Source organism: Rhodovulum sp. 12E13 (genome assembly GCF_003340565.1).
Taxonomy (GTDB): domain Bacteria; phylum Pseudomonadota; class Alphaproteobacteria; order Rhodobacterales; family Rhodobacteraceae; genus HLUCCA09.
The window spans coordinates 49,437-74,632 of record NZ_QPLK01000015.1 but is presented as its reverse complement, the minus strand read 5'-3'; the positions used below and the strand labels follow the sequence as shown (position 1 = coordinate 74,632).

Below are 25,196 nucleotides of genomic sequence, written 5' to 3'. Positions count from 1 at the left end.
CCGTTGTCCGCGCGCCGTTTCGCGGCACGTCTCTTCTGGCTCGGCCCGTCGGAGACGGTGTCCCGGTTGCCGATCGCGGCGCTTACCCGCACGTTGCCGGGCCTGCCGCCACAGGGCGGCATAGAGCCCGTCAGCCTGCGCGCCCTCGAGACGCGGCTCGCCGTCGAGGCCCCCCCTGACGGGGTGCTCTCGCCGCTTTTCTGGCAGGACGGCGACGTGATGGAGGCCGCGCGGCTTCTGTGGTGCCTGGAGTTCTCGGGCCCCTACCGCATCGTCTCGCCGCCTTTGCCGCGTCCGGGCATGGTGATCGACGAGGTTCTGGCGCACTTTCCCGGGCTCGACATCGCCCTCGTCCAGTTGCCACCGCCCTACGGCGGGCCGGCCGGCACGCCTCGCCGCCGTGCCGAGGGCCGTGAGGGAGACGGCGACGCGGAGCCGGAGGGGAACGAGGACGGCCCCGACGACCAGGACGGAAACGATACCTGGGACGGTAACGACGGCGGAGGCCCCCACGAAGGATAGGGTTGCCCAGCTCAGCGCAGCGCCGCCCGCGCGGCGGCCACGCCGGCCTCGAACTCCGCGATCAGGGCGTCGGGCTCCTCGAGCCCTACCGACACGCGAAAGACCCCCTCGGAGATGCCGAGCGCGGCGCGCCCCTCTGCGGACAGCCCCCGGTGCGACGAGGTGGCGGGGTGAGAGAGCGTCGTGCCCACGTCGCCGAGGGTCGGCGCGAAGGGCAGCGCCGGCATGGCCCGCACAAGCGCATTGGCCGCTTCGCGCCCGGCCCCGGCCGCAGCCGCGCCGGCGAGTTCGAACGACACCATGTTGCCGAAGCGCCCCTGCAGGAGCCGGCCGGCGCGGGCATGGTCGGGGTGCTCGGCGCGGCCCGGGTAGAGGACGCGCGCCACCCCCTCCATCCGCGCCAGCGCGTCGGCCAGCCGGGCCGCGGTCGCCTCGGCCCGGTCGTAGCGCAGCGGAAAGGTATGCAGCCCGCGCTCGGCGAGCCAGCAGTCGAAGGGCGCGGGCGTCATCCCCCAGGTCTGCACCGCGGTCGCGATGCGCGCGGCGGTGTCAGCGTCGCGCGCCGCCACCCAGCCCAGCGTCGCGTCGGAGTGCCCGGCAAGCAGCTTGGTCACGGAATGCACGACCACGTCGGCCACCTCGCCCGCGCGAAAGCCCCGCGGCGTGGTGAAGGTGTTGTCGATCACCAGCGCCACGCCCCGCTCGCGGGCGAGCGCGGCGAGACCCTCGATATCGGCCACGCGGATCGTCGGGTTAGAGACGACCTCGACGAGGATCGCCCGCGTCTCGGGGCGCAGCGCGGCCTCGATGGCGCCCGCGTCGGTCGCGTCGGCGAGCGTGGTCGCGATGCCGAGGCGCGGCAGATCCTCGGCGAGCAGCCGCAGCGAGCGGCCATAGAGCTGGTCGGCCCCCACGACGTGGTCGCCGGCCTGCACGAGCCCCAGCATGGCCGCCCCGACCGCAGCCATGCCAGAGCCGGTCATCACGCCCCCCGCGACGCCCTCGAGCGCGTCGATCATGCCGGCCAGCTGCGCGGCATTGGGGTGCCCCTCGCGCGCATAGGTCCAGCCCGCAAGCCGCCCCTCGTATTGCGCGTCGAGCGCGTCGGGGCTCTCTGCGGCATAGACCACGCTCGGCTGGAGCGGCGTGGCCACGGGGCGGCTCGCGCTCTCGGGCCAGTCGGCCCGCCGGCCGGGCTGCGGCTGCCAGTTGCGGCGTTCGCTCATCGTCCCCTCCTTCGATGCGTGGCCCCTGCCGGGCCTGCCTCCGGCGGGGATATTTCGGGCAAGAAGAAGCAGGCAAGGCCACGCCCCCTGCCACGTCCGTCCCGGTCAGAGGGCGGTCAGCCCCGCGCGGAATCGCGCCGCGTTGCGCTGGTAGCCGAGCGCGCTGGCGCGCAGGCCCTCGATCTCCGGCGCGGTCAACGCGCGCACGACCTTGCCGGGGGCGCCGATCACCAGGGAGCCGTCGGGGATCTCCTTGCCCTCGGTGACCAGCGCGCAGGCGCCGATCAGGCAGTTGCGCCCGATCACCGCGCCGTTCAGCACGGTCGCCCCCATGCCGACGAGGCTCTCGTCGCCGATCGTGCAGCCGTGCAGCATGGCGCGGTGGCCGATCGTGCAGTCGCGGCCGACGGTGAGCGGAAAGCCCATGTCGGTGTGGCAGACGGTGTTTTCCTGCACGTTGGTGCCCTCGCCGAGCTCGATCCACTCGTTGTCGCCGCGCAGGACCGCGCCGAACCAGACGGAGGCACGCGCCCCGAGACGCACCCGACCCATGAGCTGCGCCGTGGGCGCGGCCCAAGCCCCTTCCCCGATCTCGGGCGCCTGCCCCTCGAACGCGTAGATGGTCATAGCGTTTCCTCGAATTCCGATTGCAGCTTTCTCACGTGGCCGGCCAGGCCCGGCTGCTGGGGCCGGCGCAACCGCTCTGCGGTGACGATGGTGCGCAGGCGCGCTTCGGTCGCGTCGAGCTCGTCGTTGACGAGCACGTAGTCGTAGCCGTCCCAGTGGCTGATCTCGTCCCAGCTCTTCTGCATCCGCCGCGCGATCACCTCGTCGGAATCCTGCCCCCGCTCCACCAGCCGGCGGCGCAGCTCGGGGATGGAGGGGGGCAGGATGAAGATCGACAGCGTGTGCCGGCCGAGCTCGGAATTGCGGATCTGCTGGGCGCCCTGCCAGTCGACGTCGAACAGCACGTCGCGCCCCGCCTCGATCGCCTCGCGCACGGGCGCGGCGGGCGAGCCGTAGAAGTTGCCGAAGACGAAGGCATGCTCGAGCATCGCGCCGTCGGCCACCATCTGCTTGAAGCGCGCCTCGGCAAGAAAGTGGTAGTCGCACCCGTCCACCTCGCCCGCCCGCGGCGGCCGCGTGGTGGCCGAGACCGAGAAGGTCAGCGTCGGGTCCCAGCCCATCAGCCGCCGCGCGAGCGTCGACTTGCCCGCCCCCGAGGGCGAGGACAGGATGATCAGCAATCCCCGCCGCTCGGCCATGTGCACGCCCCTCCCCGGTCGCCCTCCCGACCCTGCCGGGCCGCTCTTTCCGTGGGCCAGCGGGCGGGCGGGGTCAAGCCCGGGCAGGCCTCGGCAAAGGCTCGCCGACGGCGCCGGCGCCCGCAGGGCGCGTTAACCCTCTGGCAGGATTTTTCGCACAAGCCATGAAGAATCTGGCACGTTAAAGACCGGGTAACCAATCGCTTCACGGGGCGCACGACCCCGACGTGCGGTTGGCAGGGGGCGCAGGCGCCGGGCCGTGCAGGCCGCGGGCGCGAACAGCAGGCAAGGAGGCCGCGATGGCCGATCAGGGCGCGGAAGGCGAGCGCGACGGTGCAGAGGTCGTCTCGCTCGCGGAGGTGGCGAAGGACATGCGGTTCCCCGTTCTGGGCGATCTGGAAAGCTACTGGCAGGGGCTGCGCGGCGACAGGCTGCTTCCTGCCCGCTCCGAGGTCGACCCGCGGCGCATCGAGGACGCGCTTGAATACGCCTTCATCCTGGAGCGCATCGCGCCGGGCATGGCGCGGTTCCGGCTCGCGGGGATGCACCTGAACGACCTGATGGGGATGGAGGTGCGGGGCATGCCGCTGACCTCGTTCTTCGTGCCCGAGGCGCGCAAGCGGGTCTCGGCCGCGCTCGAACAGGTCTTCGACGCGCCCGCCATCGCGCGCATGTCGCTTGCGGGCGAGTCCGGCATCGGCCGGCCCGGCCTCGACGCGCGGCTGCTGCTCCTGCCCCTGAAGAGCGATTTCGGCGACGTGAGCCGCGCGCTCGGCTGCCTGTCGACGGTGGGGCCCGTGGGCCGGGCGCCCCGCCGCTTCACGATCACGACAGAGCAGGTCGAGTGCATCGCGGGGCCCGAGCATCGGGGCGACCGGCGCATCGGCGGCTGGTCGCGCGGCCGGCGCCCCTCCGCGACGCCGGACGATCCCTCGCGCGGCGGCACCGGGGCGGGGCCGGCGCCCCGGCAGCGGGCGCCGGGCGACGCCCCGCGGCCCGGCTTCTTCGATCCGGCCGCGCCCTACGTTCCCGACCCTGTCCAGGGCAGCACGGGCCAGCCCGCCCGGCCGCCCCGCGCCGAGGGGCGGCCGCATCTCTACATCGTCAAGTCCGACACGGACGAGTGACGCGCCTCACCTTGCCGCCGCGACGCTCCGCGGCGGCACTTCGCCCGAGATCTCGAGGATCAGCTTGCGCTTGATCGCCTCGGCGAAGGAGGCGCGGCTCTCGGCCGTCACGACGAAGGAATTGGGGCCGCCCGCGATGCGCTGTGCGAAGAGCGCCTCGAGCCCGCCCATCGCGCGCCCCGGGTCGCCCGGCCGCAGGATGGGCAGCCCGTTGATCGTCACCCCCGCCGCCAGAACCCGCTCGCGCGCCGCCGCGATGGGAGGCCCCGAATACGAGTTCACGCTGTCGCCGGAAAAGTCGATCACCCGCCGCCAGCCGTCGATGTCGTTCTCCTCCATCAGCGCCAGCCCTTCGAGGAGGGCCGAGCCGATGGCGTTGCGCCCGATGGCGCGGCGGGGCGGCGCGAGCACGCGCGCGGCGAACAGCTCGGCATCCTCGCGGTCGGCGATGCGCGTCCACTCAGCCACCACGACCTGGTTCGCGGCCCACTCGACATAGGTCACCGCGATCGAGCCGTAGGCTGTGTTGGCGATGGCCTCCAGCACCTCGGGATCGACGATCGCGGCGGCATACCCTTCGCGCTGCAAATCGTATTCCCGGCTGTCGATCGAGCCCGACGCATCTGCGAGCAGCACGAGTTCGAGATCGGTATCCTGGGCCGATGCCGCCCCCGGCAGCGCCAGACCCAAGGCGAACAGAAGCGCGCGCATGATCCCTCCCCACGATGTCCCGCAGGAGGAGCTAGCCCCCGCCTGCCGCAGGGCAAAGTGGAGCGCCCCACCGCGGGACGACGCGAAAGCGACCGTGGTCCCGACAAGAGGCGAGCGCGGCCCGTGCAGGATCATCGCCCTGAGGGTGACAGGAACCCGACGCATGACGGCGTCGCGCGTCGTCCAGGGCAGGGCCATCCTGCGCTCGCGCATCGCCCTGCGCACCGGATCGCGGCGCGCGGCGCCCATGGATGCGACGAGCCGATCGTCGCCGACCTGTCGTTGGGCGCCCCGTCTCCTCGGCGTGCCGCGACCGGGGCCGCTCACGAGCATGCTTCTTCTTGCCCGAAATATCCCCGCCGGAGGCCGGCCCCGCCAATGGCGGGGCCCAGTGGGAAGGAATGCGCCGCAGGCGCTCCGGTCCCCTTCCGCCGGTCCCCTTCCGCCGGTCAGCTTCCGCCGGTCAGCCTGCCCCTGTGGTTGCGCGCCGGTCAGACCACGGCACGGGCGGCGTCGCGGCGCTGAGACAGTTCCTCGGCCACGAGAAAGGCGAGCTCCAGCGATTGCGTGGCGTTGAGCCGCGGGTCGCAGGCGGTGTGGTAGCGGTCGCTGAGGTTCTCGTCAGAGACCGCCTGCAGGCCGCCGGTGCACTCGGTCACGTCCTGGCCCGTCATCTCGAAATGCACGCCGCCGGGAATGGTGCCGGCCTCGCGGTGGCAGGCGAAGAACTCGCGCACCTCCGAGAGCACCCGCTCGAAGGGGCGCGTCTTGTAGCCGGTGGCCGACTTGATGGTGTTGCCGTGCATCGGGTCGCATACCCAGACCACGTCGGCGCCCTCGCTCCGCACCGTCTCGATCAGGCGCGGCAGGTGCTCGGCCACCTTGCCCGCGCCGAAGCGCGAGATCAGCGTCAGCCGCCCGGCCTCGTTGTCGGGATTGAGCGTGGCCATCAGCCGCTTGAGGTCCTCCGTCTCCATCGAGGGGCCGCATTTCAGCCCCACCGGGTTCTGCACGCCGCGGGCGAACTCGACATGCGCGCCGTCGGGCTGGCGGGTGCGGTCGCCGATCCAGATCATGTGGCCCGAGCCCGCCACCGGCAGGCCGGAGGTCGAATCCACCCGGCAGAGCGCCTCCTCGTATTCGAGCAGCAGCGCCTCGTGACTGGTGTAGAAGTCGACCGAGGCCAGCGCCTCGATATTGTCGGCGTCGAGGCCGGCGGCCTGCATGAAGTCGAGCGCGTCGGCGATCCGGTTCGACACGTCGCGGTAGGCCTGCGCCTTGTCCTCGGCGGCAAAGCCGGTCGTCCAGGCATGCACCCGGTGGATGTCGGCGAAGCCGCCGGTCGAGAAGGCGCGCAGCAGGTTCAGCGAGGCCGCGGCCTGCGTGTAGGCCTGCAGCATCTTCTCGGGCTTGGGCGCGCGCGCCTCCGGCGTGAAATCGATCTCGTTCACGATGTCGCCGCGGTAGGAGGGCAGCTCGACGCCCTCCACGGTCTCGGTCGGGGCCGAGCGCGGCTTGGCGAACTGCCCGGCCATGCGGCCCACTTTCACCACCGGCACCTTGGCGCCGTAGGTCAGCACGACCGCCATCTGCAGCATCACCTTGAAGGTGTCGCGGATCGTGTCGGCCGAGAACTCGGCGAAGCTCTCGGCACAGTCGCCGCCCTGCAGCAGGAACGCCTCGCCGCGGGCAGCCTTGGCGAGCTCGCCCTTCAGCCGGCGCACCTCGCCCGCGAAGACGAGCGGCGGGTACTGGGCGAGTTGCGCCTCGACGCGCGCCAGCGCCGCCTGGTCGGGATAGTCCGGCATCTGCACCCGCGGCCTGGCACGCCAGCCGGACTTGCTCCAGCGGGCGGTCTCTGTCGGGGCGTTCTGCGGTGCGGCGGACATGTCGGTCTCTCTCCCTCGCGGTGGCGGTCGCGCCGCGCTCTATAGCGGCTGGCGCCACGCGCCGCCACGGCAAATCGCCGCGCCGCGGAGCACCCGGCCGCACCGCGTGTTCCATCGTCATGAACGTGATACATTAGGTATTGCGGCGCTGTCCCGAATTTGCATTGGGTTGGGCGCCAGACATGATCGCGGACCCATGGACCAGCTGCACCGCACCGCCCCCGAGCCCGTCCCCGCGAAAGGCGCCGGGGCAAAGCCGCGCCGGTTCGTTTTCGTGCTGCTGCCGGAGTTCACGCTGCTTTCCTTCGCCTGCGCGATCGAGCCGCTGCGCATTGCCAACCGGATGGCCGGCCGCGACCTCTATTCGTGGATCAGCCTCGGAGAAGGGGGCGGCTCGGTGCGCTGCTCGAACGGCACCGAGTTCGTGCTCGACGGCGATCTGGACGAGATCACGCGCGATGACACGCTGATGATCTGTGGCGGCCTCGACATCCAGAAGGCCACGACCAGGCGGGTCATTTCCTGGGTCAGGCGCGAGGCCCGGCGGGGGCTGCCCGTGGCGGGGCTGTGCACCGCAGGCCACACGCTGGCCAAGGCCGGCCTGCTCGACGGCAAGCGCGCCACCATCCACTGGGAAAACCAGGACAGCTTCTCCGAGGAGTTCGACGAGGTGACGCTCACCAAGTCGGTCTTCGTGATCGACGGCAACCGCATGACGACCGCCGGCGGCACCGCCTCGATCGACCTTATGCTCAAGCTGATCGCCGACGATCACGGCGAGGAACTGGCCGGCGCGGTGGCCGACCAGTTGATCTATTCGGCCATCCGCACCGACCAGGACACCCAGCGCCTGTCGATCCCCTCGCGCATCGGCGTCCGCCACCCCAAGCTCGGACAGGTCATCCAGATCATGGAACAGAACCTGGAGGAGCCGATCTCGCCCGCGCTTCTGGCGCGCGACGTCGGCCTCTCGACCCGGCAGCTCGAGCGGCTGTTCCGGCGCTACCTGAACCGGAGCCCAAAGCGCTATTACATGGAATTGCGCCTGCAGAAGGCGCGTAACCTGCTCTTGCAGACCGACATGAGCGTGATCAACGTGGCGCTCGCCTGCGGCTTCACCTCGCCCTCGCACTTCTCCAAGTGCTACCGCGCGATGTACGAAACCACCCCCTACCGCGAGCGCGGTGCGCATGGCGGCGCGAAACTGCCGGTGTAGGCGCCACCCAAAAGCCTTCGGGAAGGCTTTTGCAAATCCCTTCCTGAAGGGATTTGGCCCCCCTCAGCCGCCGGGAGCCGGCGTCATCCGGTAGAGGGTGCCGTTGCCCTCGGAGAGAAACCAGATCGCGCCGTCGGGGCCGAGGCGAATGTCGCGCACCCGCGCCGTCTCGGGCGTGGCGATCCGCTCGACCTCGCGGACGTGCTCGCCGTCGACCTCAAGCCGAGAGATCAGGTCGGAATTGAGCGAGCCCACCAGAATGTCGCCGCCCCAGACCTCGGCGAAGAAACCGCCGGTGACGAAGGCCATGCCCGAGGGCGCGATCGACGGATCCCAGTAATGGGCGGGCTGGGCCATGCCCTCCCTTTCCGTGCCCTCCCCGATTCGCGCGCCGGAATAGTGGCGGCCGTAGCTGATGATCGGCCAGCCGTAATTGGTGCCGCGCTCGATCAGGTTCACCTCGTCTCCCCCGCGCGCGCCATGCTCCACGGCCCAGAGCCGGCCCTGCCCGTCGCGGGCCATGCCCTGCGGGTTGCGGTGGCCCCATGTCCAGAGCGCCTGCCGCGCGCCCTGCCGCCCCACCAGCGGGTTGTCGGCGGGGATCGTGCCGTCGCGCGTGATGCGCACGATGCTGCCGCTCTCGATACGCACGTCCTGCGCCGAGGGCCGGTCGCCCCGGTCGCCCACGGTCACGAAGAGCGCGCCGCCCTCGCCCTCGACGAGGCGCGAGCCGAAATGCCGCCCGCCGGAGGAGCCCGGCGCCATTTCCCAGATCACCGTCATGTCCTCGAGCCGCGCGGCGTCGTCCGAGAGCCGCGCACGGGCCACCGCGGTGCCCTCGCGCCCGCCCTGAGGCTTGGCGAAGCTGAGGAAGATCTCCCGCCGCGCGGCAAAGTCGGCGGGCACCAGCACGTCGAGCAGCCCGCCCTGCCCCGAGGCCCGCACTTCGGGCACGCCGGCGACCTCGCGGCGGGCGCCCTCCGGCCCGACATGCAGCAGACGCCCGTCGCGCTCTGTGATCAGCAGCCCTCCCCCGGGCAGAAAGCCCACCGCCCACGGCGCGTCGAGCCCGGTGACGACGGCTTCGATCTCGACAGGGGTCTCGTCGGTCTGTCGCGTCTCGGCGTGGGCCGCAAGACCGGGCGCCACGAGGGCGAACATGAGCGCGAGGGCGAGGCGAGCGGGCATGTTACCTCTCTCTTCTTCGGGCCAGCCGGGCAAAAATGGGCGTCTCCGGTTGGGGATCAAGGCTGCCTGTCGACGGGAGGCCGCGGCCTCAGCCGCCGAACTCGACCACGGGCAGGTTCGGCGTGGCCTTGATCTCTTCCATCGACAGCAGCGCCGTCACCGTGTGGATCGATACCTCGCCGATCAGCGCCTGGTAGAAACGGTCGTAGGCGCGCGCATTGGGCACCCGCACCTTGACGATGTAGTCGACGTCGCCCGCCAGCCGGTGTGCCTCGAGCACTTCGGGCCGCGTGCGCAACGCCTCGAGAAAGCGCGCCTGCCACTCCGTCTCGTGCGCCGCGGTCCGGATCAGCACGAAGAAGCACGCCTCGAGCCCGAGCGCCTCGGGGTCGAGCAGCACGGTGTTCTGCCGGATAACGCCCGCCTCGCGCATCTTGCGCACGCGGTTCCACACCGGCGTCTTCGACGAGCCCACCGCCCGCGCGATCTCGTCGAGCGACTGCCCCGCATCGCGCTGCAGCTCGGCGAGAATCTTCCTGTCCATCGCGTCGAGGCGAACGGGCATATCGCTGGCTCCCCGGGGGCTAGACCTGCGCTCCGAATCATGCCGCAACGCAGAACAAGCATTTTGATTTGTAGCTTGCTCTGGCGCGACTCAAGGAACCTGTTCTATAAGGGGTGCGGATCAGGGGGTGTCCGGTGCAGGGCTGCCACAGGCGGCGCCGATCCGGGCGCGGGTGGTCAGACCTTGGCAGTCCGAAGAGGAGACGAGCCGATGCCCCATTCCTTCCGACCCAGCGTCGTGGTCGCCGAGGGCGGTCCTGCCGGCCGCTGCGTGTTTCTGACCGAGGCCGGCGGCTGGACGTCCGACCTGGCCGAGGCGGAGCTTATCGAGGACGAGGCGCATGGCGACATCCGTCTGCTCGAGGCCGCGTGCGTCGGCGCCGGGCCGCGCGGCAGCGACGTTCGGCTCGTCGAGGTGCGCATCGGCCCGCACGGCCCGGTTTCGATCCGGGAGGCGGTCGCGCCCGTCTGACCTTGGCGCCCGTCTGCCCTTGGCGCCCGTCTGGCCTTGGCGCTCGTCTGGGCTTGGCGCCGATCGGGGCCGCGCCGCGGGCTCTCCGGCCCCCGGATCGCGCAACACCGCACCTGCCGGACGGCGCACGGGGGCGATGGGTCGCGCTTGACCCTCCGCGCCCGTGCAGTCACCTCTAGTCGACGGCAAGCGCATGCCCGGGCTGCCGCGCGCCCCCGCCTGACCCAGATCAAGGCCGGCATCGCGGGCGCGCGCTAGCCACGGAGCGCGAAGACCACGAGCGAGACACGGGATGCCCGAAGACCAGATGCCAGAGGCCCTCGCGGCCGCCTCTTCCTCCCTCGCCGATTTGCCGCGCCTCGTCGCGCCGGCGCCCGATCCGGCGACGATCGACTGGCCCGACACTGTCACCGTCACCCATGTGGCGCACTGGACGGACAGGCTGTTCTCGTTCCGCACGACACGGCCGCGCTCGCTGCGCTTCCGCTCGGGCGAATTCGTGATGATCGGGCTGATGGGCGAGCCCGACCCGCAGACGGGCAAGCGCCGCCCCCTGCTGCGCGCCTACTCCATCGCCTCGCCCGACTGGGACGACGAGCTGGAGTTCTACTCGATCAAGGTGCAGGACGGCCCGCTCACCTCGCGCCTTCAGCACATCCGCCCGGGCGACGAGATCATCCTCAAGCCCAAGCCGGTGGGCACGCTCGTCCACGACGCGCTGCTGCCCGGCAAGCGGCTGTGGTTCTTCGCCACCGGCACCGGCATCGCTCCCTATGCCTCGCTCATCCGCGAGCCGCAGACCTACCATGATTACGACCAGGTGATCCTCACGCATACCTGCCGCGAGGTGGCCGAGCTGGAATACGGCCGGCGCCTCGTCGACGAGGTGCGCCGCGACGAGGTGCTGGCCGAGCTGATCGGCGAAGGCTTCGCCGACAAGCTGCTCTACTACCCCACGACCACCCGCGAGGAGAGCCCGCGCATGGGCCGGATCACCACGCTGCTCGAGGATGGCACCGTGTTCCGCGATCTCGGCATCGAGGGCGGGCTCTCGCGCGAGACCGACCGCGCGATGGTCTGCGGATCGCTGCCCTTCAACCTCGACATGAAGGCCTTTCTCGAGGGTCACGGGCTGCGCGAGGGCGCCAATTCGGAGCCCGCCGAATACGTGGTGGAAAAGGCCTTCGTCGGCTGACATCGTCTGCCCCGCCCCGAAAGGGCCGGCGCGTTGGCCGCTTGCTGTGCGGGCCGCCTCGGTGGCGGGCCCCTCCTCCAGCGGCCCCGCCGAACGCTCTCTGATGCCGCCCTTCACGATGGGGAAGCAGGCGAGAGGCCGGGCCTCGTCGGCCCGGATCGCCCTTGTGTGCAGTCGCGCCTCCTGCGGGCTGTCGTCCGGGAGTGACGTCGCCGCGCCGAGCGCCGCGACCCCCGTCGCTTCCGACACGCGGCCGCCCCCCGTCACCGCGTCGGGAGCATGCGCGGGGGCGGCTAGTCCGCCGGCGTGGCGGGCGCCTCGGCTGGTGCCACTGCGGGTGCCTCGGGCGCCGTGTCGAGGCTGTCCCAGTAGAGCCATGCGCCGGTGGCGATGGCGACGAGGGCTATGATGAGGGCGGTCACGCGGGTCATGGCGGGCCTCCGGTCGACGGAAAACACAACGCGGCCTGGCCGGAGAAACGGGCGACTCGGCCGGCCCGGGCCACCCCTCTCCCTTGCCACGGGTCCGGCGCATGGGAAACGCCCGATCGTCAGGCGCCAGCCCCGCGACGCCGGCCCCGCGACGCCGGCCCCGGGCCCCGCGTCGGACGAGGATGCTGCGTCGCCTGTCGCGCCTTGAAAGGACCCCGCGAAAACGGTATGTTGCGACCACTTTTCCCCAACCACCGAAGGATGATCGCCATAGCCCGCAGACCTCACAACGCGCCCCCCACGCGCGACACCGGCCCCCGCGTCAACGCACGCATCCGCGCCCCCGAGATTCGCCTGATCGGCCCGGACGGCCAGAACGTCGGCGTGGTCAAGCCCGAGCGGGCTCTCGAGCTTGCCGAGCAGGTGGGCCTCGACCTGGTGGAAATCTCGCCCAACGCGACCCCGCCCGTCTGCAAGATCATGGACTTCGGCAAGTTCAAGTACGAGCAGCAGAAGCGCGAGGCCGAGGCCAAGAAGAAGCAGAAGACGATCGAGGTGAAGGAGGTGAAGTTCCGCCCCAACACCGACAGCCACGATTACGACGTCAAGATGCGCAACGTCACCCGCTTCCTGGAGGCTGGCGACAAGGTGAAGGTCACGTTGCGCTTCCGCGGCCGGGAAATGGCCCACCAGAACCTCGGGCGCGACCTGCTCGAACGCGTGGCCGAAGACGTGAAGACCCTTGGCAAGGTCGAGAACATGCCCAAGATGGAAGGGCGCCAGATGGTGATGATGATCGGCCCGATCGCCAAATGACCCCCTGAGCCGGCCTCCTGCGGATCACGGCCCGCCCAGCCCCAGCCCCGCCGCAACCGCGACGGGGCTTTTGCGTGTCGCCTGCCCTTGCCATTGCCCTTGCCCGCACGCGGCGCGCGCGCCTAGCCTACCGCCGGTAGGCGAGCACGGGAGCGCATCATGTCGACAGAGGCAGGCAGGGCGGACACGCGCGAGCGAATCCTGCGCATCGCCCGCGACGTGCTCCGCGCGAACGGGCCGCGCGGCCTGACCTTCGACGCGGTGGCCAGGCGCCTCGGCAAGTCGAAACAGGCCGTGATATACTGGTTTCCGACCAAGGATGCGCTGCTGGCCGAGACCCTCCTGCCCGACGTCGCGGCCGAGGCGGGGGCGGCGCGCGCAGCGCTGCGGGGGCGGCGCGGGCCCGAGGCGGTGCGCGCCTTCGTCGAGGCGGTGGCGGGTTTTCACCTCGAGGATCTCGACCGATTCCGGCTCGTCTACCTCACGCCGCCCGCCACCTCGGGGGCGGCCGACTCGCGGCCGGGCCGGATCGCCGCGCCGGTTCTCGCCGACCTTGCCGCCAGCCTCGACGGCGAAAGCGACGCGCGCAGCGCCGATGCCGCCGCGATCCACGCCGCCGTGCTCGGCCTCGTCCTGACGCTCGTGCGCGCCGAGGATGCCGGAACGCCGCCCCCGCACGACCCCGTCGACATGATCGAGTCGCTGGCGCGTCGTCTCGCGGGCGGCGGCTGAGCTCTCAGAGCTCTTCGGCGAGGAATGCCTGCAGCGCGCTCCACGACGCGGTGTCGGCCTCCAGATCGTAGTCGTTCGACCCCCAGACGGTGAACGAATGCCGAGCGCCACCATAGATGTGCGCCTGGTGCTCGACGCCCGCCTCCAGCATTTCGGCCATGACCTGCGCGAGGTCGCCGGGGCCCGAGACCGGGTCGGCCGAGCCGTGGAAGAACATCACCGGCCCCGAGGCGCCCTCGTAGCTCTGCCCCTCGGGCGTCGGCAGCCCGCCGTGGAAGCTGACGAAGGCGTCGACGTCCATGCCGGCGCGGGCCGCCTCGAGCACGGCGGCACCGCCGAAGCAGTAGCCGATGAGGGCGATGTCGTCGTCCACGCCGTCGAGGCCCCGCGCCGCCTCGAGCGCGCCCGTCAGGCGCTGCCGGAACAGCTCGCGGTCTGCGTAGAGCTCGCCCGAGCGGGCGCGGTTCTCCTCCATCGAGGTGGGACGGTTGTCGCGCCCGTACACGTCGATCGCGACGGCGGTATAGCCGAGCGCGGCCAGCATCCCGGCGCGCGTCTCCTCGTAGTCGGTCAGCCCGTCCCAGTCGTGGACGATCAGCACCGTGCCGCGCGGCTCGACGGCGGTATTGCGCGCCACGTGGCCCTGCATCGGCACGCCGCCGACCTCGTAGTCGAAATCCTGCATGACGAGCTCGGCGGCGGCCGGCGTGACGAGGGTACCGGCGGCGACGATCGCCAGCGTGGCGGTGAGGGGCGTGCGGGTCATCTCTCTCTCTCCCTTCGGTAAGTGCGCCTCCATGACCTAGCGCCGTCACGGGCGGGGCAAGCGCGCGCGCCGATCGTCGGTAGGTGCGGGTGGCGCCACGGGCCGGCGTTGCCCCTCGGCGCCTGTTGCCATAGATCAGGGCCAAGCGTGAGGAGAGATGCCATGAACGTCGAGACGCCCGTCGCCGCCGCCGCCGAGGCCGACCGCCCCAACCTCGCCCCGTTCGTCTGGGAGGATCCGCTGGGCCTCGAGTCGCAGCTGACCGAGGACGAGCGGATGCTGCGCGATGCCGCGCACGAGTTCGCGCAGTCGCGCCTCCAGCCGCGCGTGACCGCCGCCTATGCGGCCGAGACGGTCGAGCCGTCGATCTTTTCCGAGATGGGCGAGGCGGGCCTGCTCGGCGTCACCATCCCCGAGGAATACGGCGGGCTCGGCGCGGGATATGTCAGCTACGGGCTGATCGCCCGCGAGGTCGAGCGGGTCGACTCGGGCTATCGCTCGATGATGTCGGTTCAGTCGTCGCTGGTGATGTACCCGATCCACGCCTACGGCACCGAGGCCCAGAAGCGGAAGTATCTGCCCGGCCTCGCCAGGGGCGAGCTGATCGGCTGCTTCGGCCTGACCGAGCCCGATGCCGGCTCCGACCCCGGCGGCATGAAGACCCGCGCCGAGAAGGTCGAGGGCGGCTACCGCATCACCGGCTCCAAGATGTGGATCTCGAACGCGCCGATCGCCGATGTCTTCGTGGTCTGGGCGAAGTCCGACGCGCATGACGGCAAGATCAAGGGCTTCGTGCTCGAGAAGGGGGCGCAGGGGCTGACCGCCCCCAAGATCGGCGGCAAGCTGTCCTTGCGCGCCTCGGTCACCGGCGAGATCGTGATGGACGGGGTCGAGGTGGGCGAGGACGCGCTTCTGCCCGGCGTCGAGGGGCTGAAGGGGCCGTTCGGCTGCCTCAACCGCGCCCGCTACGGCATCGCCTGGGGCGTGATGGGCGCGGCCGAGGCGTGCTGGCACGCCGCCCGCGCCTACGGGCTCGACCGCAAGCAGTTCGGCAAGCCGATCGCCGCCACCCAGCTCTTCCAGAAAAAGCTCGCCGACATGCAGACCGAGATCGCGCTGGGCCTGCAGGGGGCGCTGGCGCTCGGCCGCATGATGGAGGCGCATACCGCCGCGCCCGAGGCGATCAGCCTGATGAAGCGCAACAATTGCGGCAAGGCGCTCGCCGTGGCGCGCGAGGCGCGCGACATGCACGGCGGCAACGGGATCAGCGAGGATTTCCACGTCTTCCGCCACATGGCCAACCTCGAGACGGTGAACACCTACGAGGGCACCCACGACATCCATGCGCTGATCCTCGGGCGCGCGCAGACCGGGCTGCAGGCGTTCGGCTGAGCGCCGGCGCATGGGCGCACAGGCCACGGGCACGCGGCCGCTGCGCTGGCGCGGCCTGCACCTGCCGCGGGATACCGGCGTGATCGACGTCGGCACGGCGGCCGCGCTCGAGGCCGGCGCGTGGCAGCCCGGCCTGACGGCGGCCGCCTTCGCCCTCGCCCGAGCAGACGCCAGGGCGGCCGTGATCGGCAGCGGATGCGGGCACATCGTGGCGCTGCTGGCGGGCAAGCTCGGCCTGCCCCATCTGGCGATCGTCGAGCCGGACCCTGAGCGCCGCGCGCATCTCGCGGCGCTCGCCCGCCTCAACGGCCTGCCGCGCCTGTCCCTTCTCGAAGCGCAGGCTCTGCCGGACTTTGCCCCCGCCCTGCTCTTCCTCGACGCGACGACCAGCCCCCTGCCCCGCCTCCCGGCGCTACCGACCCTCAGCGCCCTCGCCGCCGCGGGCGGTGACGCGGGCCGGCCGCCCGACACCGTGACCGAGGCCGCATCGGCGGCGGGCCTCGCCCCCGACGCCGACCTCACGCGCGACGGCGCCTGCGTCTTTCGTCGCCCATGACCTTGCGTCGGCGGCCCGCGCGCCGCCGCGCGCTCCCAATTCCGCCCCATTCCCGGTTTACCAAGTCGCGGTAAGGTGAAAGGGACCCCGAGCGGAGGCACGATGACGACGACGACGGCAGCCTGGCTTTCCCGGCTCGATCAGCACGCGATGGAGCACGGCTTCCACGCGCGGCTCGCCGAGCGCCATGGCGCCCTCTACACCGAGGAGGATCAGGAGGTTCTGCTCGTCACCTTCGAGAACGCCGAGGACATCCGCGCGCAGGAGGGCGAGAAGCTGCCCGCCGGCCTGCGCCTGGCCGGGCGCGAGGGCTGGTCGCAGCTCTGCCTCTATTCCGAGGGCACGACGTGGTTCCGCGATGCCGAGGTCTATGCCTTCTTCGACGACCTGGTGGACGACGGCTTCTTCGATCTGTTCGACCGCGTGCTGTTCTACGGCGCCGGGGCCGAGGGCTATGCCGCCTGCGCCTTCTCGGTCGCCGCCCCGGGCGCGGCGGTGCTGGCGATCCGGCCGCAGGCGACGCTCGATCCGGCCCGCGCCGTGTGGGACCATCGCTTCATGGGCGCGCGGCGGCTGGATTTCACGGGCCGATACGGCTATGCGCCCGCGATGGTCGAGGCCGCCGAGCGCGTGTCGCTGATCTATGACCCGACCGTCAGCGAGGACGCGATGCATGCCGCGCTCTTCGGGCCGCGGGCGCAGCATTTCCGCACCGCGCATCTGGGCTGGCAGACCGACCAGGCGCTGGCCGAGATGGGGGTGACCTGGCCGCTGGTGCGTGCCGCGGCGCTGGGGCGGCTCGACCGGCGCTCGTTCGCGCGGATCTGGCGGAAGCGGCACCGGCACCGCCCCTACCTGCGGTCGGTGCTCAGGGTGCTCGCGGCACAGGACCGTCCGTTCCTCAGCGGTCTCTGGGCGCGGCGCGTGCTGCAGGAGATCGACCGCCCCGCCTTTCACCGCGCGCTGGCCGAGGCGGAAGAGACTCTCGAGCGGGATAATCGCGCCCTGCCCCCGCCGCTCTGGCACCGCCAGCCCCGCGAGAGCGGCACGGGCTGACCGATAGCGGCCCCCGATGGGCGGACGGCGGCGACCGGCGGGCGCAGGCCCCCGACCCTTCACCGGCGGTGGATTTACTCGGCAGCGGCCTCGGCGCGCGATTTTCCCGACACCTGCAACGCCAGCGTCGCCGCCATGAAGCCGTCAAGGTCGCCGTCGAGCACCCCTTGCGTGTCTGAGGTCTCGTGCCCCGTCCGCAAATCCTTCACCATCTGGTAGGGTTGCAGCACGTAAGAGCGGATCTGGTTGCCCCAGCCGGCCTCTCCCTTCTGCTCGTGCTGCTCCTGGATCGCCTCGTTGCGGCGGTCGAGCTCCATCTGGTAGAGGCGTGACTTCAGCGCCTTCATGGCGATGTCGCGGTTCTGGTGCTGCGACTTCTCCGAGCTCGTCACCACGATGCCGGTGGGGATGTGGGTGATCCGCACCGCCGAGTCGGTCGTGTTGACGTGCTGCCCGCCCGCGCCCGACGACCGGTAGGTGTCGACGCGGATGTCGGCCGGGTTCACCTCGATCTCGATGTTGTCGTCGACGACCGGGTACACCCAGACCGACGAGAACGAGGTGTGCCGCCGGGCCGAGCTGTCGTAGGGCGAGATGCGCACGAGCCGGTGGACGCCCGATTCGCTCTTGAGCCAGCCATAGGCATTGTGGCCAGAAATCTTGTAGGTGGCCGACTTGATGCCGGCCTCCTCGCCCGCGCTCTCGGCCTGCAGCTCCACCTTGTAGCCGCGCTTCTCGGCCCAGCGGACATACATGCGCGCGAGCATCGCCGCCCAGTCGCAGCTTTCGGTGCCGCCGGCGCCGGCGTTGATCTCGAGAAAGGTGTCGTTGGAATCGGCCTCGCCGTCGAGCAGGGCCTCGATCTCCTTGGCGGCGGCCCTCTCTGCCAGCGCCTTGAGCGCGGCTTCGGCCTCGGAGACGACCTCGGCGTCGTCCTCCGCCTCGCCCATCTCGATCAGGTCGACCTGATCCTCGAGTTCCTGCGCGATCTCGCGGTAGGTGCCAAGCGCGTCGACCAGCGCCTGTCGGTCGCGCATCAGCTTCTGCGCCGCGGCGGGATCGTCCCACAGTGTCGGGTCCTCGACGCGGGCGTTGAACTCTTCCAGCCGGTGCTCGGCCGTCTCCAGCCCCAGTCGCTGCCCCAGCAGGTCGAGCGACTTGCGGACCTTCTCGACGGTGGCTTGCGTCTCGGCGCGCATGGTCGGGCTCCCTCGCTCGGGTGGGTGAGAGACGGGGTATAGGCGCCGCGCCCGGCGCCTTCAAGCGTGGCGCGGGGCACGGGGGCGGCGGCGCGGATCAGTAAAGGCCGCCCGACGAGAGCGACCCGAACGACGCCTTGGGCGCGATGCGCACGCGCTCGCCCGTCGAGGTGGTCACCTCGCGGCTCGTCGTGGGATCTTCGCCCGCCGCGAAGAGCGCCACGTCGTTGCCCATCCGGAAGCCGCCGTCGAGCGCGATGCCGAAGACCGGCTGCTCGCCCTCGCGGAAATACTCGGCGACCACGTTGGGCCCCGACGCGCTGTCGGGCAGCCGCGCGCCCGAGCGGCGGTCGATCTTGACGAAATAGCCCCCCGGCGGCACCGCGAAGGCGCCGCCGCCATACTTGGCGATCGCCTCGCGCATGAACTCGGCGAAGACCGGCGCGCAGAGCGTGCCGCCATAGGCGCCGGGGCCGAGCGAGCGCGGCTGGTCGTGACCGATGTAGCAGCCCGCCGCGATGTTGGAGGAAAAGCCCACGAACCACACGTCCTTGGCGTCGTTGGTGGTGCCGGTCTTGCCCGCCAGCGGCACGCCGAGGCCCGCCGAACCCACCGCGCTGCGCCCCGTGCCGCGCTCGACCGCGCCCTGCAGCATCGACGTGAGCTGGTAGGCGGTGATCGCGTCGATGGCGCGGTCGCGGTCCGACACGATGCGCGGCGCCTCGCCCGGCGCCAGCGCGGCGAGCTCGCATTCGGGGCAGCGGCGCTGGTCGTGCTTGTAGACGGTGGCGCCCCAGCGATCCTGCACGCGGTCGACCAGCGTGGGCTCCACCCGCTCGCCCCCGTTGGCGAACATCGCGTAGGCCGCGACCATCTGGTAGAGCGTCGTCTCCTGCGCGCCGAGCGCATTGGCGAGAAAGGGCTGGAGGTCGTCGTAGACGCCGAAATCCTCGGCGTAGCGGCCGACCGTGCTCATCCCGATCTCCTGGGCGAGGCGGATCGTCATCAGGTTGCGCGACTGCTCGATCCCGGTGCGAAGGGGCGTCGGGCCGTAATAGCGGTTCGAGGCGTTCTTGGGGCGCCAGACGCCGTCGGGCGTGTCGACCTCGATCGGCGCGTCGACGACGATGGTGGCGGGCGTGTAGCCCGAATCGAGCGCTGCGGCGTAGACCAGCGGCTTGAACGCCGAGCCGGGCTGGCGGGTGGCCTGCGTCACCCGGTTGAAGACGGAGTGCTGGTAGGAAAAGCCGCCCTGCAGGGCGAGCACCCGGCCGTTATGCACGTCCATCGCCATGAACGCGCCCTCGACCTCGGGCACCTGCCGGAGCGACCAGCGCACGGTCTGGCCGCCCTCGTCGGTCACGCGGCGGACATGCACCACGTCGCCGGCCTCGAAATTGGCGAAGAAGTCGCCGCGCAGCCAGCGAATATCCTCGCGCGGCACGCTCACCGTGCCGTCGATGTCCTCCACACCGAGCGTCAGCGCCATCTCGGCCACGTCGAGCACCACGGCGGGGAGCCAGGCCTTGCCCTCGAGCACGATGTCGCGGGCGACCTCCGTTTCGGCCAACGCGGCGCGCCACGCCGCCTCGCTCGCCAGCGCCTCCTGCGGCAGGCTCCGGCCGGTGCCGCGCCAGATGCCCTGGCTCCGGTCGTAGTCTTCCAGCGCGCGGCGCAGAGCCTGCTCGGCGGCGTTCTGCAACTCGGCATCGGCGGTGGCGCGGATCGCCAGCCCCCCGCCGAAGAACTCTTCCTCGCCGAACTCCGACGACAGCTGCCGGCGGATCTCGTCGGTGAAATAGCCGCGCGGCGGCAGCGCCCGGCGGAAGCTGTCGAAATCGCCGTTCTGCACCGAGCGCAACGGCATCGCCCGCTCGGCCTCGAAGGTGGCGGCGTCGAGATAGCCGTTCTCGTACATCTCGCGCAGCACGAAGTTGCGCCGGTCGGTCGCCCGCTCCTTCGCGCGCACCGGGTGCAGGTCGGAGGGCGCCTTGGGCAGCGCGGCGAGATAGGCCGCCTCGTGCGGCTCCAGCTCGGACAGGGTCTTGTTGAAGAAGGTCTGCGCCGCTGCGGCCACGCCGTAGGAGTTCTGCCCGAGGTAGATCTCGTTGAGGTAGAGCTCGAGGATCTTTTCCTTGGTCAGCGCCTGCTCGACGCGGGCGGCGAGGATGATCTCCTTCAGCTTGCGCTCGACCGTGCGGTCGCCCGACAGCAGGAAGTTCTTCATCACCTGCTGGGTGATGGTCGAGGCGCCGCGCAGCGCACCGCCCTGCGCCATGTCGACGACGGCCGCCACCATGCCGCGCGGGTCGTAGCCGGCATGGGTGTAGAAATTCTTGTCTTCGGCCGAGATGAACGCCGCCTTGACGAGATCGGGGATGTCCTCCGACGGTACGAAGAGGCGCCGCTCGACCGCGAACTCGTCGATGATCTGCCCCTCGGTCGAGTAGACACGGCTGATCGTCCTGGGCTCGTAATTCGCCAGCTCCTCGTGGTCGGGCAGCTCGCGCCCATACATCCACAGGACGGCCAGTGCCATCAGCGCCGCAAAGAGCGCGCCGGTCGTGAGCATGGCGAAGAGGGCGCCGAGGCCCGAGAAGAGAAAGCGGATCATGAACGGAATCCTGTTGCGTCGTGGTGAATATACCCTTGACCCGGACGCCTGAAAAGGCGCGGGCGGCCGGGCGCCGCACCGCGCGGCCCCTCGAGGGCGCGGGGGTCAGGCCGGGGCGGGCAGGCCCAGCACGAAGTCGCCCACGTCCTCCCACACGGCGCGCGCCTGCCGGTCGCGGAACAGCCAGTGCCAGCCCTCGGGGTAGAACTCGAAGCGCGCGGCGCCGGGGATGCTCTCGTGCACCGCGCGCACGCCCGCGGCGCGCACGTAATCGTCGTGCGCCCCCATCACCGTCATCACGGGGATCCCGACACGCGGCGCGGCGCGGGCGGCGAGGTCGGACACCCGCACCAGCCCCCACAGCTCGCGCCCCGAGGCGTCGGCGAAGTGGAGCGGGTCGGCGGCGGCCGCCGCCAGCGCGTCGGGGTTGTCGGTGGGCACCAGCGTCACCGCGTCGCCGCCCGTGAAGCGCCGGTCGGGCGCGAAGGTGCCGAGCGCCCAGCCCCCCAGCCGGTAGACGGGCGACATCTGGGCACCGCCGGCTATGGCGGGGGCGGCAAGCACCAGCGCGTCGGCCTCGAGCCCGGCCGCGGCGGCGGCGAGCGCCACGCCGCCCCCCATCGAGTGCCCCACCACCACGAGCGGCATGTCGGGATGCCGCACGCGCACCTGCCGCGAGACGGCGACGGCGTCTGCCACCAGCGCCTCGGCCCCGGGCCAGACCTTGCGCGAGGGATTCCGGCCGAAGCCGCGATGGTCGTAGCCCTCGACCGCGATGCCCCGCGCGGCCCAGTGCCGCGCGGCGGCGCCCCAGGTGTTGGGTGCGGTCTCGCCGAAGCCGTGGAGCGCCAGGATCGCCGCGCGGGGCCGCCCTGCCGGCCTCCAGGCGGTCGCGGCAAGGGGCGTGCCGTCGGCGCCGGCCACGTTGCGCGCGCCCCGGCGGATCGCGACGGCGGGTGTCTCGGCCGCGGGCCGCTCCGGCAGCGGCGCGGGCCGCCCGCCGCAGCCGGCGAGCGCCAGCGCGCCGCCCGCCGCGAGGGCGAGCGCGCGGCGCCGTGTGGGCCGGTCGGGGAGAGCGGGATCGTCGCGCATCGCGGGCGACGCTAGCGGGCCGGCGCCCCGGCCGCCAGCGCCGCCGGGCGCGTGGCGCCGGGTTCCCGAGCGGCAGCCGCCACCTGCGCGCTCGTCCCCGCCGACGCCGCGCCCCACGCGCCTCAGCGCCCCAGCAGCGCGTCGCGCGCCGCGTCGGCCTCGGCCCAGGCGGCGAGGCCCGCGGCCAGCGCCTCGGCCGCCTGGCGCCGCCATGCCTCCGAGAGCAGCTTTTCGAGCTCCGCAGGCGTCGACATGAAGCCGATCTCGACCAGCACCGAGGGGATGTCGGGCGCCCGGAGCACCGAGAAGGCGGCGCTCTCGCGCGGGCGGGCATGCAGCCGGATGCCCGCCCCGCGCAGCGCGTCCACCAGCGTGCCGGCCAGCGCCTCGGTGCGGGGCTCGGTCTCGGTGCGGGCCATGTCCATCAGCACCCGCGCGATGCGGTCGTCCTGCTCGGTCAGGTCGACGCCGGCGAGAAGGTCGGCCCGGTCGTGCCGCTCGGCGAGCTCGGCGGCGGCACGCGACGAGGCGGCGTCGGACAGGGTGTAGACCTGCGCGCCGCGCGCCACGCCCTCGGCCACCGCGTCGGCGTGGATCGACACGAAGACGTCGGCCCCCGCCCGTCGGGCCGCCGCGATGCGCCCGTCGAGCGAGACGAAGAGATCGGCGTCGCGGGTCAGCGCCACGCGGAAGCGGCCGTCGCGGCGCAGCGCGTCGCGCAATTCGCGGGCGAAGGCGAGCGTGATGTCGGCCTCGAGATGGCCGTCGCGCACCGCGCCGGGGTCGATCCCGCCATGGCCGGGATCGAGCACCACCACGGGCCGGTCGTCGGCCGGGCCGCGGCGCGGCGGGGGCGCCAGCGTCTCGGCCTCGTCGGCGAAGGCGGGGCTCGCCCAGTCGGGCGCCGCCGCCAGCGACCCGGCCGGCGCGGGGCGCAGGCGGATGTCGATGCGGGCGGCGCCGTCGCCGGTCGCCATGCCCGCCTCGACCACCTCGTGCGGGCGGTCGAGGTCGAGGACCAGCCGCGACCAGTCGGCCCGGAGCGGCCCGGCCCGCAGGCCCGTCACGGCCCCCGGCACGGCGAGGGCGGCCGCGTCCGGCGGGTCGAGCGCGGCGGAACGCAGGTCGACAACCAGGCGCGGCGGGTCGGCCAAGGCCCGCACCCGCCACGGTACGGGCCGCGTCAGCCCGAGCGAGAGCGACAGCCCCTCCTGCGTGGCCGTGACCGCGGAGCGTGCGGGATCGAGCCGTGCCGGGGCGGCGGCATCCTGCGCCCGCACGACAGCGCCGGAAAACGCCAGCGCGAGCGCCGCGGCGAGAAAGCGTCGGATCATGGCGGGCCCTGCTCGACCTCGGCCTCGTTGGCCGCAAACTACCCGAGCGCAGCGCCCGTGGAAAGCGGCGGCGGCCGGGGCGACGTTCAAAGACCGGCGAGCAGGCGGGCGGCCTCGTCGGCGGGGGCGGCGAGCGGAGCGCGGTCCTCTCCGGGGTGGAAGCGGGCGCGCACGGCCGTGGGCATCGGCCGCGGCGCGAGCAGCCGCACCTCGGGGCCCGTGCGCACCGTCTCGGCCGCCCAGGACCGCACCAGCGCCACCTGCGCGGCCTTGGTCGCGCCGTAGCTGCCGAAATAGGCGGCCCCGGCGCGGGAATCGTCGAAGAACAGCGCCCGCGCCGTCCCGCCCGCCTGCTGCCGCGCGACCAGCAGCGGCGCGACATAGGCGATCAGCCGCCGTGTCGCCTCGACATTGGTCTGCCAGCTCCTTTCCCAGTCCTTGCCGTCGATCATCGGCGTGGGTGTCAGCGGTGCGGCGTGGATGGCGGTGTGCACCCACAGGTCGACGCCCCCCCACCGCTCGAAGATCGACCGGCAGAGGTGCTGCATCGCGCCGTCGTCGGTCACGTCGAGGGGGGCGAGCGTCGCCTGACCGCTGCGCGCCTGGATGCGGTCGTCGAGCTCTTCCAGCGCACCCACGGTGCGGGCGACGGCAACGACATGGTGCTCGGGCGCCAGCGCCTCGGCCATCGCGGCGCCGAGACCGCGCGAGGCACCGGTGACAAGGGCGAGCCGGGGGGCGGAGGAAGGCGTGTCGGTCATGGCCTGTTCCCCTGCGCCGGGCCGGGGGCGAGGTCAAGGGCCGGCCAGCGCGCGAGGCACCCAGGGGGAGGGGCGCGACTCGCCGGGCCGTGCCGCTCGCGCGGCGCGCAAGTCGGGGGGCTGCGCCCATTGGCGGGGGCGTGGGGCAAGGCGGCATCCGCCTGCACGGCGCGGGCAGTGTCCGCAGGCTCAGCCCATCGTGCCGTCCGGCCCGGTGTACCTGCGGGGGCGCGGGCGCGCGTGCGACAGGGCCTCGTCCGGCCCGGTGTGGGGGATGGCGTCGGGCGCTTCGCTCGCCGCAGCGTCGGGCCGGGCGCGCGGGCGGGGCGAGGTCGCCAGACCTTCGCCCCGCCCGGCAAGGTCGAGCCGGGCGATGCGGTCGCCCGTGTGCAGGCGCAGCGCGTCGGCCTCGACCTCGACGATGCGGCCGCCGTCGACCATGTCGCCCCGCGCAACCGTGCGCACCGTGCCCCTCTCGTCGCGGACGATCCCGCGCCGCAGCCCCGGCGCGCCCATCGTGCCGATCAGGTGCGTGCCGTCGACGGCGAGCGCCCGCGGCAGGGTGGCGAGGCGCGCGGCGCGCCCGGCCCCCGCCGTGTCGTCTTCGGTACTCATGGCTGTCTCCGTCAAGCGTCGCGCCTCAGCCGGGCGCGGCGAGGGGCAGCAGGGCGGGGCCCTGCCGTGTCTCGATCACGAGGCCGCGGGGCTCGACCCGCAGCACCCTGCCCGGCCGCAGCCGGTCGCCGGCCGTGACGGTGCGCACGCGGCCCCGTGGCTCGCGCACCAGCGCGCGCATCGCGCCGGGCGCGCCGGCGACGCCGATCACGGTGAGACGGTCGAGGTCGAGCGCGCCCGGCCGGGTGGCCAGAGGCGCGGCGGGCGTATCGGTGGCGGCCATGGACTATTCTCGTGAGATTTCGCGAGCGTTGCCGCTACCGGAGGGCCGCGCCGGGGAAAAGGGGGCTCGCTGCGGCGCGGCGACGACCCGCCGACAGGGCGGGCGGGATCGGCGGCGGGGCGCCTGCGGGGGCGCGACGCAACGTCGGTTGCCCTTGAAGGCGGCCGCCGCCCA

The 25,196-nt window shown here is 72.3% G+C and carries 26 protein-coding genes; 10 read left to right on the top strand and 16 right to left on the bottom strand.

Annotation, left to right across the window (positions count from 1 at the left end; all coding sequences use genetic code 11):
• Window positions 1-3 precede the first annotated feature (3 nt).
• A complete protein-coding gene (locus DLJ49_RS13715) occupies window positions 4-522 on the top strand; it encodes a hypothetical protein (RefSeq protein ID WP_147277314.1) in 519 nt (172 codons plus the stop codon).
• Between the two features lie 11 nt (window positions 523-533).
• On the opposite strand, the gene DLJ49_RS13710 is transcribed toward DLJ49_RS13715, so the two are convergent.
• From DLJ49_RS13710 to gmk, 3 genes are all read right to left on the bottom strand, one after another.
• Window positions 534-1,748 (bottom strand): trans-sulfuration enzyme family protein, encoded by a 1,215-nt coding sequence (locus DLJ49_RS13710; RefSeq protein ID WP_115394121.1) that lies wholly within the window; start codon window positions 1,746-1,748, stop codon window positions 534-536.
• Window positions 1,749-1,853: 105 nt separating this feature from the next.
• Complete coding sequence (locus tag DLJ49_RS13705; RefSeq protein WP_115394120.1) at window positions 1,854-2,375, bottom strand: gamma carbonic anhydrase family protein; 522 nt, start codon at window positions 2,373-2,375, stop codon at window positions 1,854-1,856.
• Window positions 2,372-3,013: a guanylate kinase gene (gmk, locus tag DLJ49_RS13700; RefSeq protein ID WP_115394119.1), complete on the bottom strand. Its 642-nt coding sequence runs from the start codon at window positions 3,011-3,013 to the stop codon at window positions 2,372-2,374. Before gmk ends, DLJ49_RS13705 begins: the two co-directional genes overlap by 4 nt.
• A gap of 299 nt (window positions 3,014-3,312) precedes the next feature.
• On the opposite strand from gmk, the gene DLJ49_RS22140 reads away from it, so the two are divergent.
• On the top strand, window positions 3,313-4,140 hold the full coding sequence (locus tag DLJ49_RS22140; RefSeq protein WP_233489017.1) for a PAS domain-containing protein: 828 nt from the start codon (window positions 3,313-3,315) through the stop codon (window positions 4,138-4,140).
• 6 nt (window positions 4,141-4,146) lie between these two features.
• Here the strand turns inward: DLJ49_RS22140 and DLJ49_RS13690 are convergent, their stop codons facing one another.
• The gene (locus DLJ49_RS13690) at window positions 4,147-4,851 is read right to left on the bottom strand and encodes a DUF1194 domain-containing protein (protein WP_115394118.1); all 705 of its coding nucleotides are present in this window, start codon (window positions 4,849-4,851) and stop codon (window positions 4,147-4,149) included.
• Window positions 4,852-5,342: 491 nt separating this feature from the next.
• Complete coding sequence (locus DLJ49_RS13685) at window positions 5,343-6,740, bottom strand: class II 3-deoxy-7-phosphoheptulonate synthase (protein ID WP_115394117.1); 1,398 nt, start codon at window positions 6,738-6,740, stop codon at window positions 5,343-5,345.
• 196 nt (window positions 6,741-6,936) lie between these two features.
• On the opposite strand from DLJ49_RS13685, the gene DLJ49_RS13680 reads away from it, so the two are divergent.
• Window positions 6,937-7,956 carry a GlxA family transcriptional regulator gene (locus DLJ49_RS13680; RefSeq protein ID WP_115394116.1) on the top strand — a complete coding sequence of 340 codons (1,020 nt, stop codon included), beginning with the start codon at window positions 6,937-6,939 and terminating at the stop codon, window positions 7,954-7,956.
• A gap of 63 nt (window positions 7,957-8,019) precedes the next feature.
• On the opposite strand, the gene DLJ49_RS13675 is transcribed toward DLJ49_RS13680, so the two are convergent.
• Both DLJ49_RS13675 and DLJ49_RS13670 read right to left on the bottom strand, forming a co-directional pair.
• Entirely contained in the window at window positions 8,020-9,144 is a 1,125-nt protein-coding gene (locus tag DLJ49_RS13675; RefSeq protein WP_115394115.1) for a PQQ-dependent sugar dehydrogenase, read from the bottom strand.
• An 88-nt stretch (window positions 9,145-9,232) separates the two neighbouring features.
• The gene (locus DLJ49_RS13670; protein WP_115394114.1) at window positions 9,233-9,709 is read right to left on the bottom strand and encodes an Lrp/AsnC family transcriptional regulator; all 477 of its coding nucleotides are present in this window, start codon (window positions 9,707-9,709) and stop codon (window positions 9,233-9,235) included.
• Window positions 9,710-9,919: 210 nt separating this feature from the next.
• On the opposite strand from DLJ49_RS13670, the gene DLJ49_RS13665 reads away from it, so the two are divergent.
• Window positions 9,920-10,180: a DUF2849 domain-containing protein gene (locus tag DLJ49_RS13665; protein WP_115394113.1), complete on the top strand. Its 261-nt coding sequence runs from the start codon at window positions 9,920-9,922 to the stop codon at window positions 10,178-10,180.
• A 292-nt stretch (window positions 10,181-10,472) separates the two neighbouring features.
• Window positions 10,473-11,375, top strand: a complete 903-nt coding sequence (locus DLJ49_RS13660) for a ferredoxin--NADP reductase (RefSeq protein ID WP_233489016.1) — start codon at window positions 10,473-10,475, stop codon at window positions 11,373-11,375.
• A gap of 293 nt (window positions 11,376-11,668) precedes the next feature.
• Here the strand turns inward: DLJ49_RS13660 and DLJ49_RS21795 are convergent, their stop codons facing one another.
• On the bottom strand, window positions 11,669-11,806 hold the full coding sequence (locus tag DLJ49_RS21795; RefSeq protein ID WP_158547469.1) for a hypothetical protein: 138 nt from the start codon (window positions 11,804-11,806) through the stop codon (window positions 11,669-11,671).
• A gap of 261 nt (window positions 11,807-12,067) precedes the next feature.
• On the opposite strand from DLJ49_RS21795, the gene infC reads away from it, so the two are divergent.
• Entirely contained in the window at window positions 12,068-12,622 is a 555-nt protein-coding gene (gene infC / locus DLJ49_RS13655) for a translation initiation factor IF-3 (RefSeq protein WP_233489014.1), read from the top strand.
• 159 nt (window positions 12,623-12,781) lie between these two features.
• The gene (locus DLJ49_RS13650) at window positions 12,782-13,354 is read left to right on the top strand and encodes a TetR/AcrR family transcriptional regulator (RefSeq protein WP_115394111.1); all 573 of its coding nucleotides are present in this window, start codon (window positions 12,782-12,784) and stop codon (window positions 13,352-13,354) included.
• Between the two features lie 4 nt (window positions 13,355-13,358).
• Here the strand turns inward: DLJ49_RS13650 and DLJ49_RS13645 are convergent, their stop codons facing one another.
• Window positions 13,359-14,120 (bottom strand): dienelactone hydrolase family protein, encoded by a 762-nt coding sequence (locus tag DLJ49_RS13645; protein ID WP_115394110.1) that lies wholly within the window; start codon window positions 14,118-14,120, stop codon window positions 13,359-13,361.
• Between the two features lie 162 nt (window positions 14,121-14,282).
• Between DLJ49_RS13645 and DLJ49_RS13640 the strand changes: the two genes are divergently transcribed.
• From DLJ49_RS13640 to DLJ49_RS13630, 3 genes are all read left to right on the top strand, one after another.
• Complete coding sequence (locus DLJ49_RS13640) at window positions 14,283-15,512, top strand: acyl-CoA dehydrogenase (RefSeq protein ID WP_115394109.1); 1,230 nt, start codon at window positions 14,283-14,285, stop codon at window positions 15,510-15,512.
• 10 nt (window positions 15,513-15,522) lie between these two features.
• The gene (locus DLJ49_RS13635; protein WP_115394108.1) at window positions 15,523-16,068 is read left to right on the top strand and encodes a hypothetical protein; all 546 of its coding nucleotides are present in this window, start codon (window positions 15,523-15,525) and stop codon (window positions 16,066-16,068) included.
• Between the two features lie 102 nt (window positions 16,069-16,170).
• The gene (locus tag DLJ49_RS13630) at window positions 16,171-17,124 is read left to right on the top strand and encodes a phosphoadenosine phosphosulfate reductase (RefSeq protein ID WP_115394107.1); all 954 of its coding nucleotides are present in this window, start codon (window positions 16,171-16,173) and stop codon (window positions 17,122-17,124) included.
• Window positions 17,125-17,198: 74 nt separating this feature from the next.
• Here the strand turns inward: DLJ49_RS13630 and prfB are convergent, their stop codons facing one another.
• From prfB to DLJ49_RS13595, 7 genes are all read right to left on the bottom strand, one after another.
• Window positions 17,199-18,323, bottom strand: a complete 1,125-nt coding sequence (gene prfB / locus DLJ49_RS13625; protein WP_115394106.1) for a peptide chain release factor 2 — start codon at window positions 18,321-18,323, stop codon at window positions 17,199-17,201.
• A 97-nt stretch (window positions 18,324-18,420) separates the two neighbouring features.
• Window positions 18,421-20,937, bottom strand: a complete 2,517-nt coding sequence (locus DLJ49_RS13620) for a penicillin-binding protein 1A (RefSeq protein ID WP_115394105.1) — start codon at window positions 20,935-20,937, stop codon at window positions 18,421-18,423.
• Between the two features lie 105 nt (window positions 20,938-21,042).
• The gene (locus DLJ49_RS13615) at window positions 21,043-22,029 is read right to left on the bottom strand and encodes an alpha/beta fold hydrolase (protein WP_158547468.1); all 987 of its coding nucleotides are present in this window, start codon (window positions 22,027-22,029) and stop codon (window positions 21,043-21,045) included.
• A gap of 122 nt (window positions 22,030-22,151) precedes the next feature.
• Complete coding sequence (locus DLJ49_RS13610; RefSeq protein WP_115394103.1) at window positions 22,152-23,363, bottom strand: N-acetylmuramoyl-L-alanine amidase; 1,212 nt, start codon at window positions 23,361-23,363, stop codon at window positions 22,152-22,154.
• An 86-nt stretch (window positions 23,364-23,449) separates the two neighbouring features.
• Window positions 23,450-24,124 carry an SDR family NAD(P)-dependent oxidoreductase gene (locus DLJ49_RS13605; RefSeq protein WP_115394102.1) on the bottom strand — a complete coding sequence of 225 codons (675 nt, stop codon included), beginning with the start codon at window positions 24,122-24,124 and terminating at the stop codon, window positions 23,450-23,452.
• 189 nt (window positions 24,125-24,313) lie between these two features.
• A complete protein-coding gene (locus DLJ49_RS13600) occupies window positions 24,314-24,739 on the bottom strand; it encodes a hypothetical protein (protein ID WP_115394101.1) in 426 nt (141 codons plus the stop codon).
• A 25-nt stretch (window positions 24,740-24,764) separates the two neighbouring features.
• A complete protein-coding gene (locus DLJ49_RS13595; protein ID WP_115394100.1) occupies window positions 24,765-25,022 on the bottom strand; it encodes a hypothetical protein in 258 nt (85 codons plus the stop codon).
• Window positions 25,023-25,196: the final 174 nt, after the last annotated feature.

Excerpts from the sequence above, each read along its gene's own strand:
- DLJ49_RS13665 (WP_115394113.1), top strand. The coding sequence starts at position 9,920 with ATGCCCCATTCCTTCCGACCCAGCGTCGTGGTCGCCGAGGGCGGTCCT.
- DLJ49_RS13710 (WP_115394121.1), bottom strand. The coding sequence starts at position 1,748 with ATGAGCGAACGCCGCAACTGGCAGCCGCAGCCCGGCCGGCGGGCCGAC.
- DLJ49_RS13635 (WP_115394108.1), top strand. The coding sequence starts at position 15,523 with ATGGGCGCACAGGCCACGGGCACGCGGCCGCTGCGCTGGCGCGGCCTG.
- DLJ49_RS13705 (WP_115394120.1), bottom strand. The coding sequence starts at position 2,375 with ATGACCATCTACGCGTTCGAGGGGCAGGCGCCCGAGATCGGGGAAGGG.
- DLJ49_RS13605 (WP_115394102.1), bottom strand. The coding sequence starts at position 24,124 with ATGACCGACACGCCTTCCTCCGCCCCCCGGCTCGCCCTTGTCACCGGT.
- DLJ49_RS13595 (WP_115394100.1), bottom strand. The coding sequence starts at position 25,022 with ATGGCCGCCACCGATACGCCCGCCGCGCCTCTGGCCACCCGGCCGGGC.
- DLJ49_RS13645 (WP_115394110.1), bottom strand. The coding sequence starts at position 14,120 with ATGACCCGCACGCCCCTCACCGCCACGCTGGCGATCGTCGCCGCCGGT.
- DLJ49_RS13660 (WP_233489016.1), top strand. The coding sequence starts at position 10,473 with ATGCCCGAAGACCAGATGCCAGAGGCCCTCGCGGCCGCCTCTTCCTCC.
- DLJ49_RS13685 (WP_115394117.1), bottom strand. The coding sequence starts at position 6,740 with ATGTCCGCCGCACCGCAGAACGCCCCGACAGAGACCGCCCGCTGGAGC.
- DLJ49_RS13630 (WP_115394107.1), top strand. The coding sequence starts at position 16,171 with ATGACGACGACGACGGCAGCCTGGCTTTCCCGGCTCGATCAGCACGCG.
- gmk (WP_115394119.1), bottom strand. The coding sequence starts at position 3,013 with ATGGCCGAGCGGCGGGGATTGCTGATCATCCTGTCCTCGCCCTCGGGG.
- DLJ49_RS13615 (WP_158547468.1), bottom strand. The coding sequence starts at position 22,029 with ATGCGCGACGATCCCGCTCTCCCCGACCGGCCCACACGGCGCCGCGCG.
- DLJ49_RS22140 (WP_233489017.1), top strand. The coding sequence starts at position 3,313 with ATGGCCGATCAGGGCGCGGAAGGCGAGCGCGACGGTGCAGAGGTCGTC.
- DLJ49_RS13610 (WP_115394103.1), bottom strand. The coding sequence starts at position 23,363 with ATGATCCGACGCTTTCTCGCCGCGGCGCTCGCGCTGGCGTTTTCCGGC.
- DLJ49_RS13600 (WP_115394101.1), bottom strand. The coding sequence starts at position 24,739 with ATGAGTACCGAAGACGACACGGCGGGGGCCGGGCGCGCCGCGCGCCTC.
- DLJ49_RS13620 (WP_115394105.1), bottom strand. The coding sequence starts at position 20,937 with ATGATCCGCTTTCTCTTCTCGGGCCTCGGCGCCCTCTTCGCCATGCTC.
- DLJ49_RS13680 (WP_115394116.1), top strand. The coding sequence starts at position 6,937 with ATGGACCAGCTGCACCGCACCGCCCCCGAGCCCGTCCCCGCGAAAGGC.
- DLJ49_RS13670 (WP_115394114.1), bottom strand. The coding sequence starts at position 9,709 with ATGCCCGTTCGCCTCGACGCGATGGACAGGAAGATTCTCGCCGAGCTG.
- infC (WP_233489014.1), top strand. The coding sequence starts at position 12,068 with ATGATCGCCATAGCCCGCAGACCTCACAACGCGCCCCCCACGCGCGAC.
- DLJ49_RS13640 (WP_115394109.1), top strand. The coding sequence starts at position 14,283 with ATGAACGTCGAGACGCCCGTCGCCGCCGCCGCCGAGGCCGACCGCCCC.
- DLJ49_RS13650 (WP_115394111.1), top strand. The coding sequence starts at position 12,782 with ATGTCGACAGAGGCAGGCAGGGCGGACACGCGCGAGCGAATCCTGCGC.
- DLJ49_RS21795 (WP_158547469.1), bottom strand. The coding sequence starts at position 11,806 with ATGACCCGCGTGACCGCCCTCATCATAGCCCTCGTCGCCATCGCCACC.
- DLJ49_RS13675 (WP_115394115.1), bottom strand. The coding sequence starts at position 9,144 with ATGCCCGCTCGCCTCGCCCTCGCGCTCATGTTCGCCCTCGTGGCGCCC.
- DLJ49_RS13690 (WP_115394118.1), bottom strand. The coding sequence starts at position 4,851 with ATGCGCGCGCTTCTGTTCGCCTTGGGTCTGGCGCTGCCGGGGGCGGCA.
- prfB (WP_115394106.1), bottom strand. The coding sequence starts at position 18,323 with ATGCGCGCCGAGACGCAAGCCACCGTCGAGAAGGTCCGCAAGTCGCTC.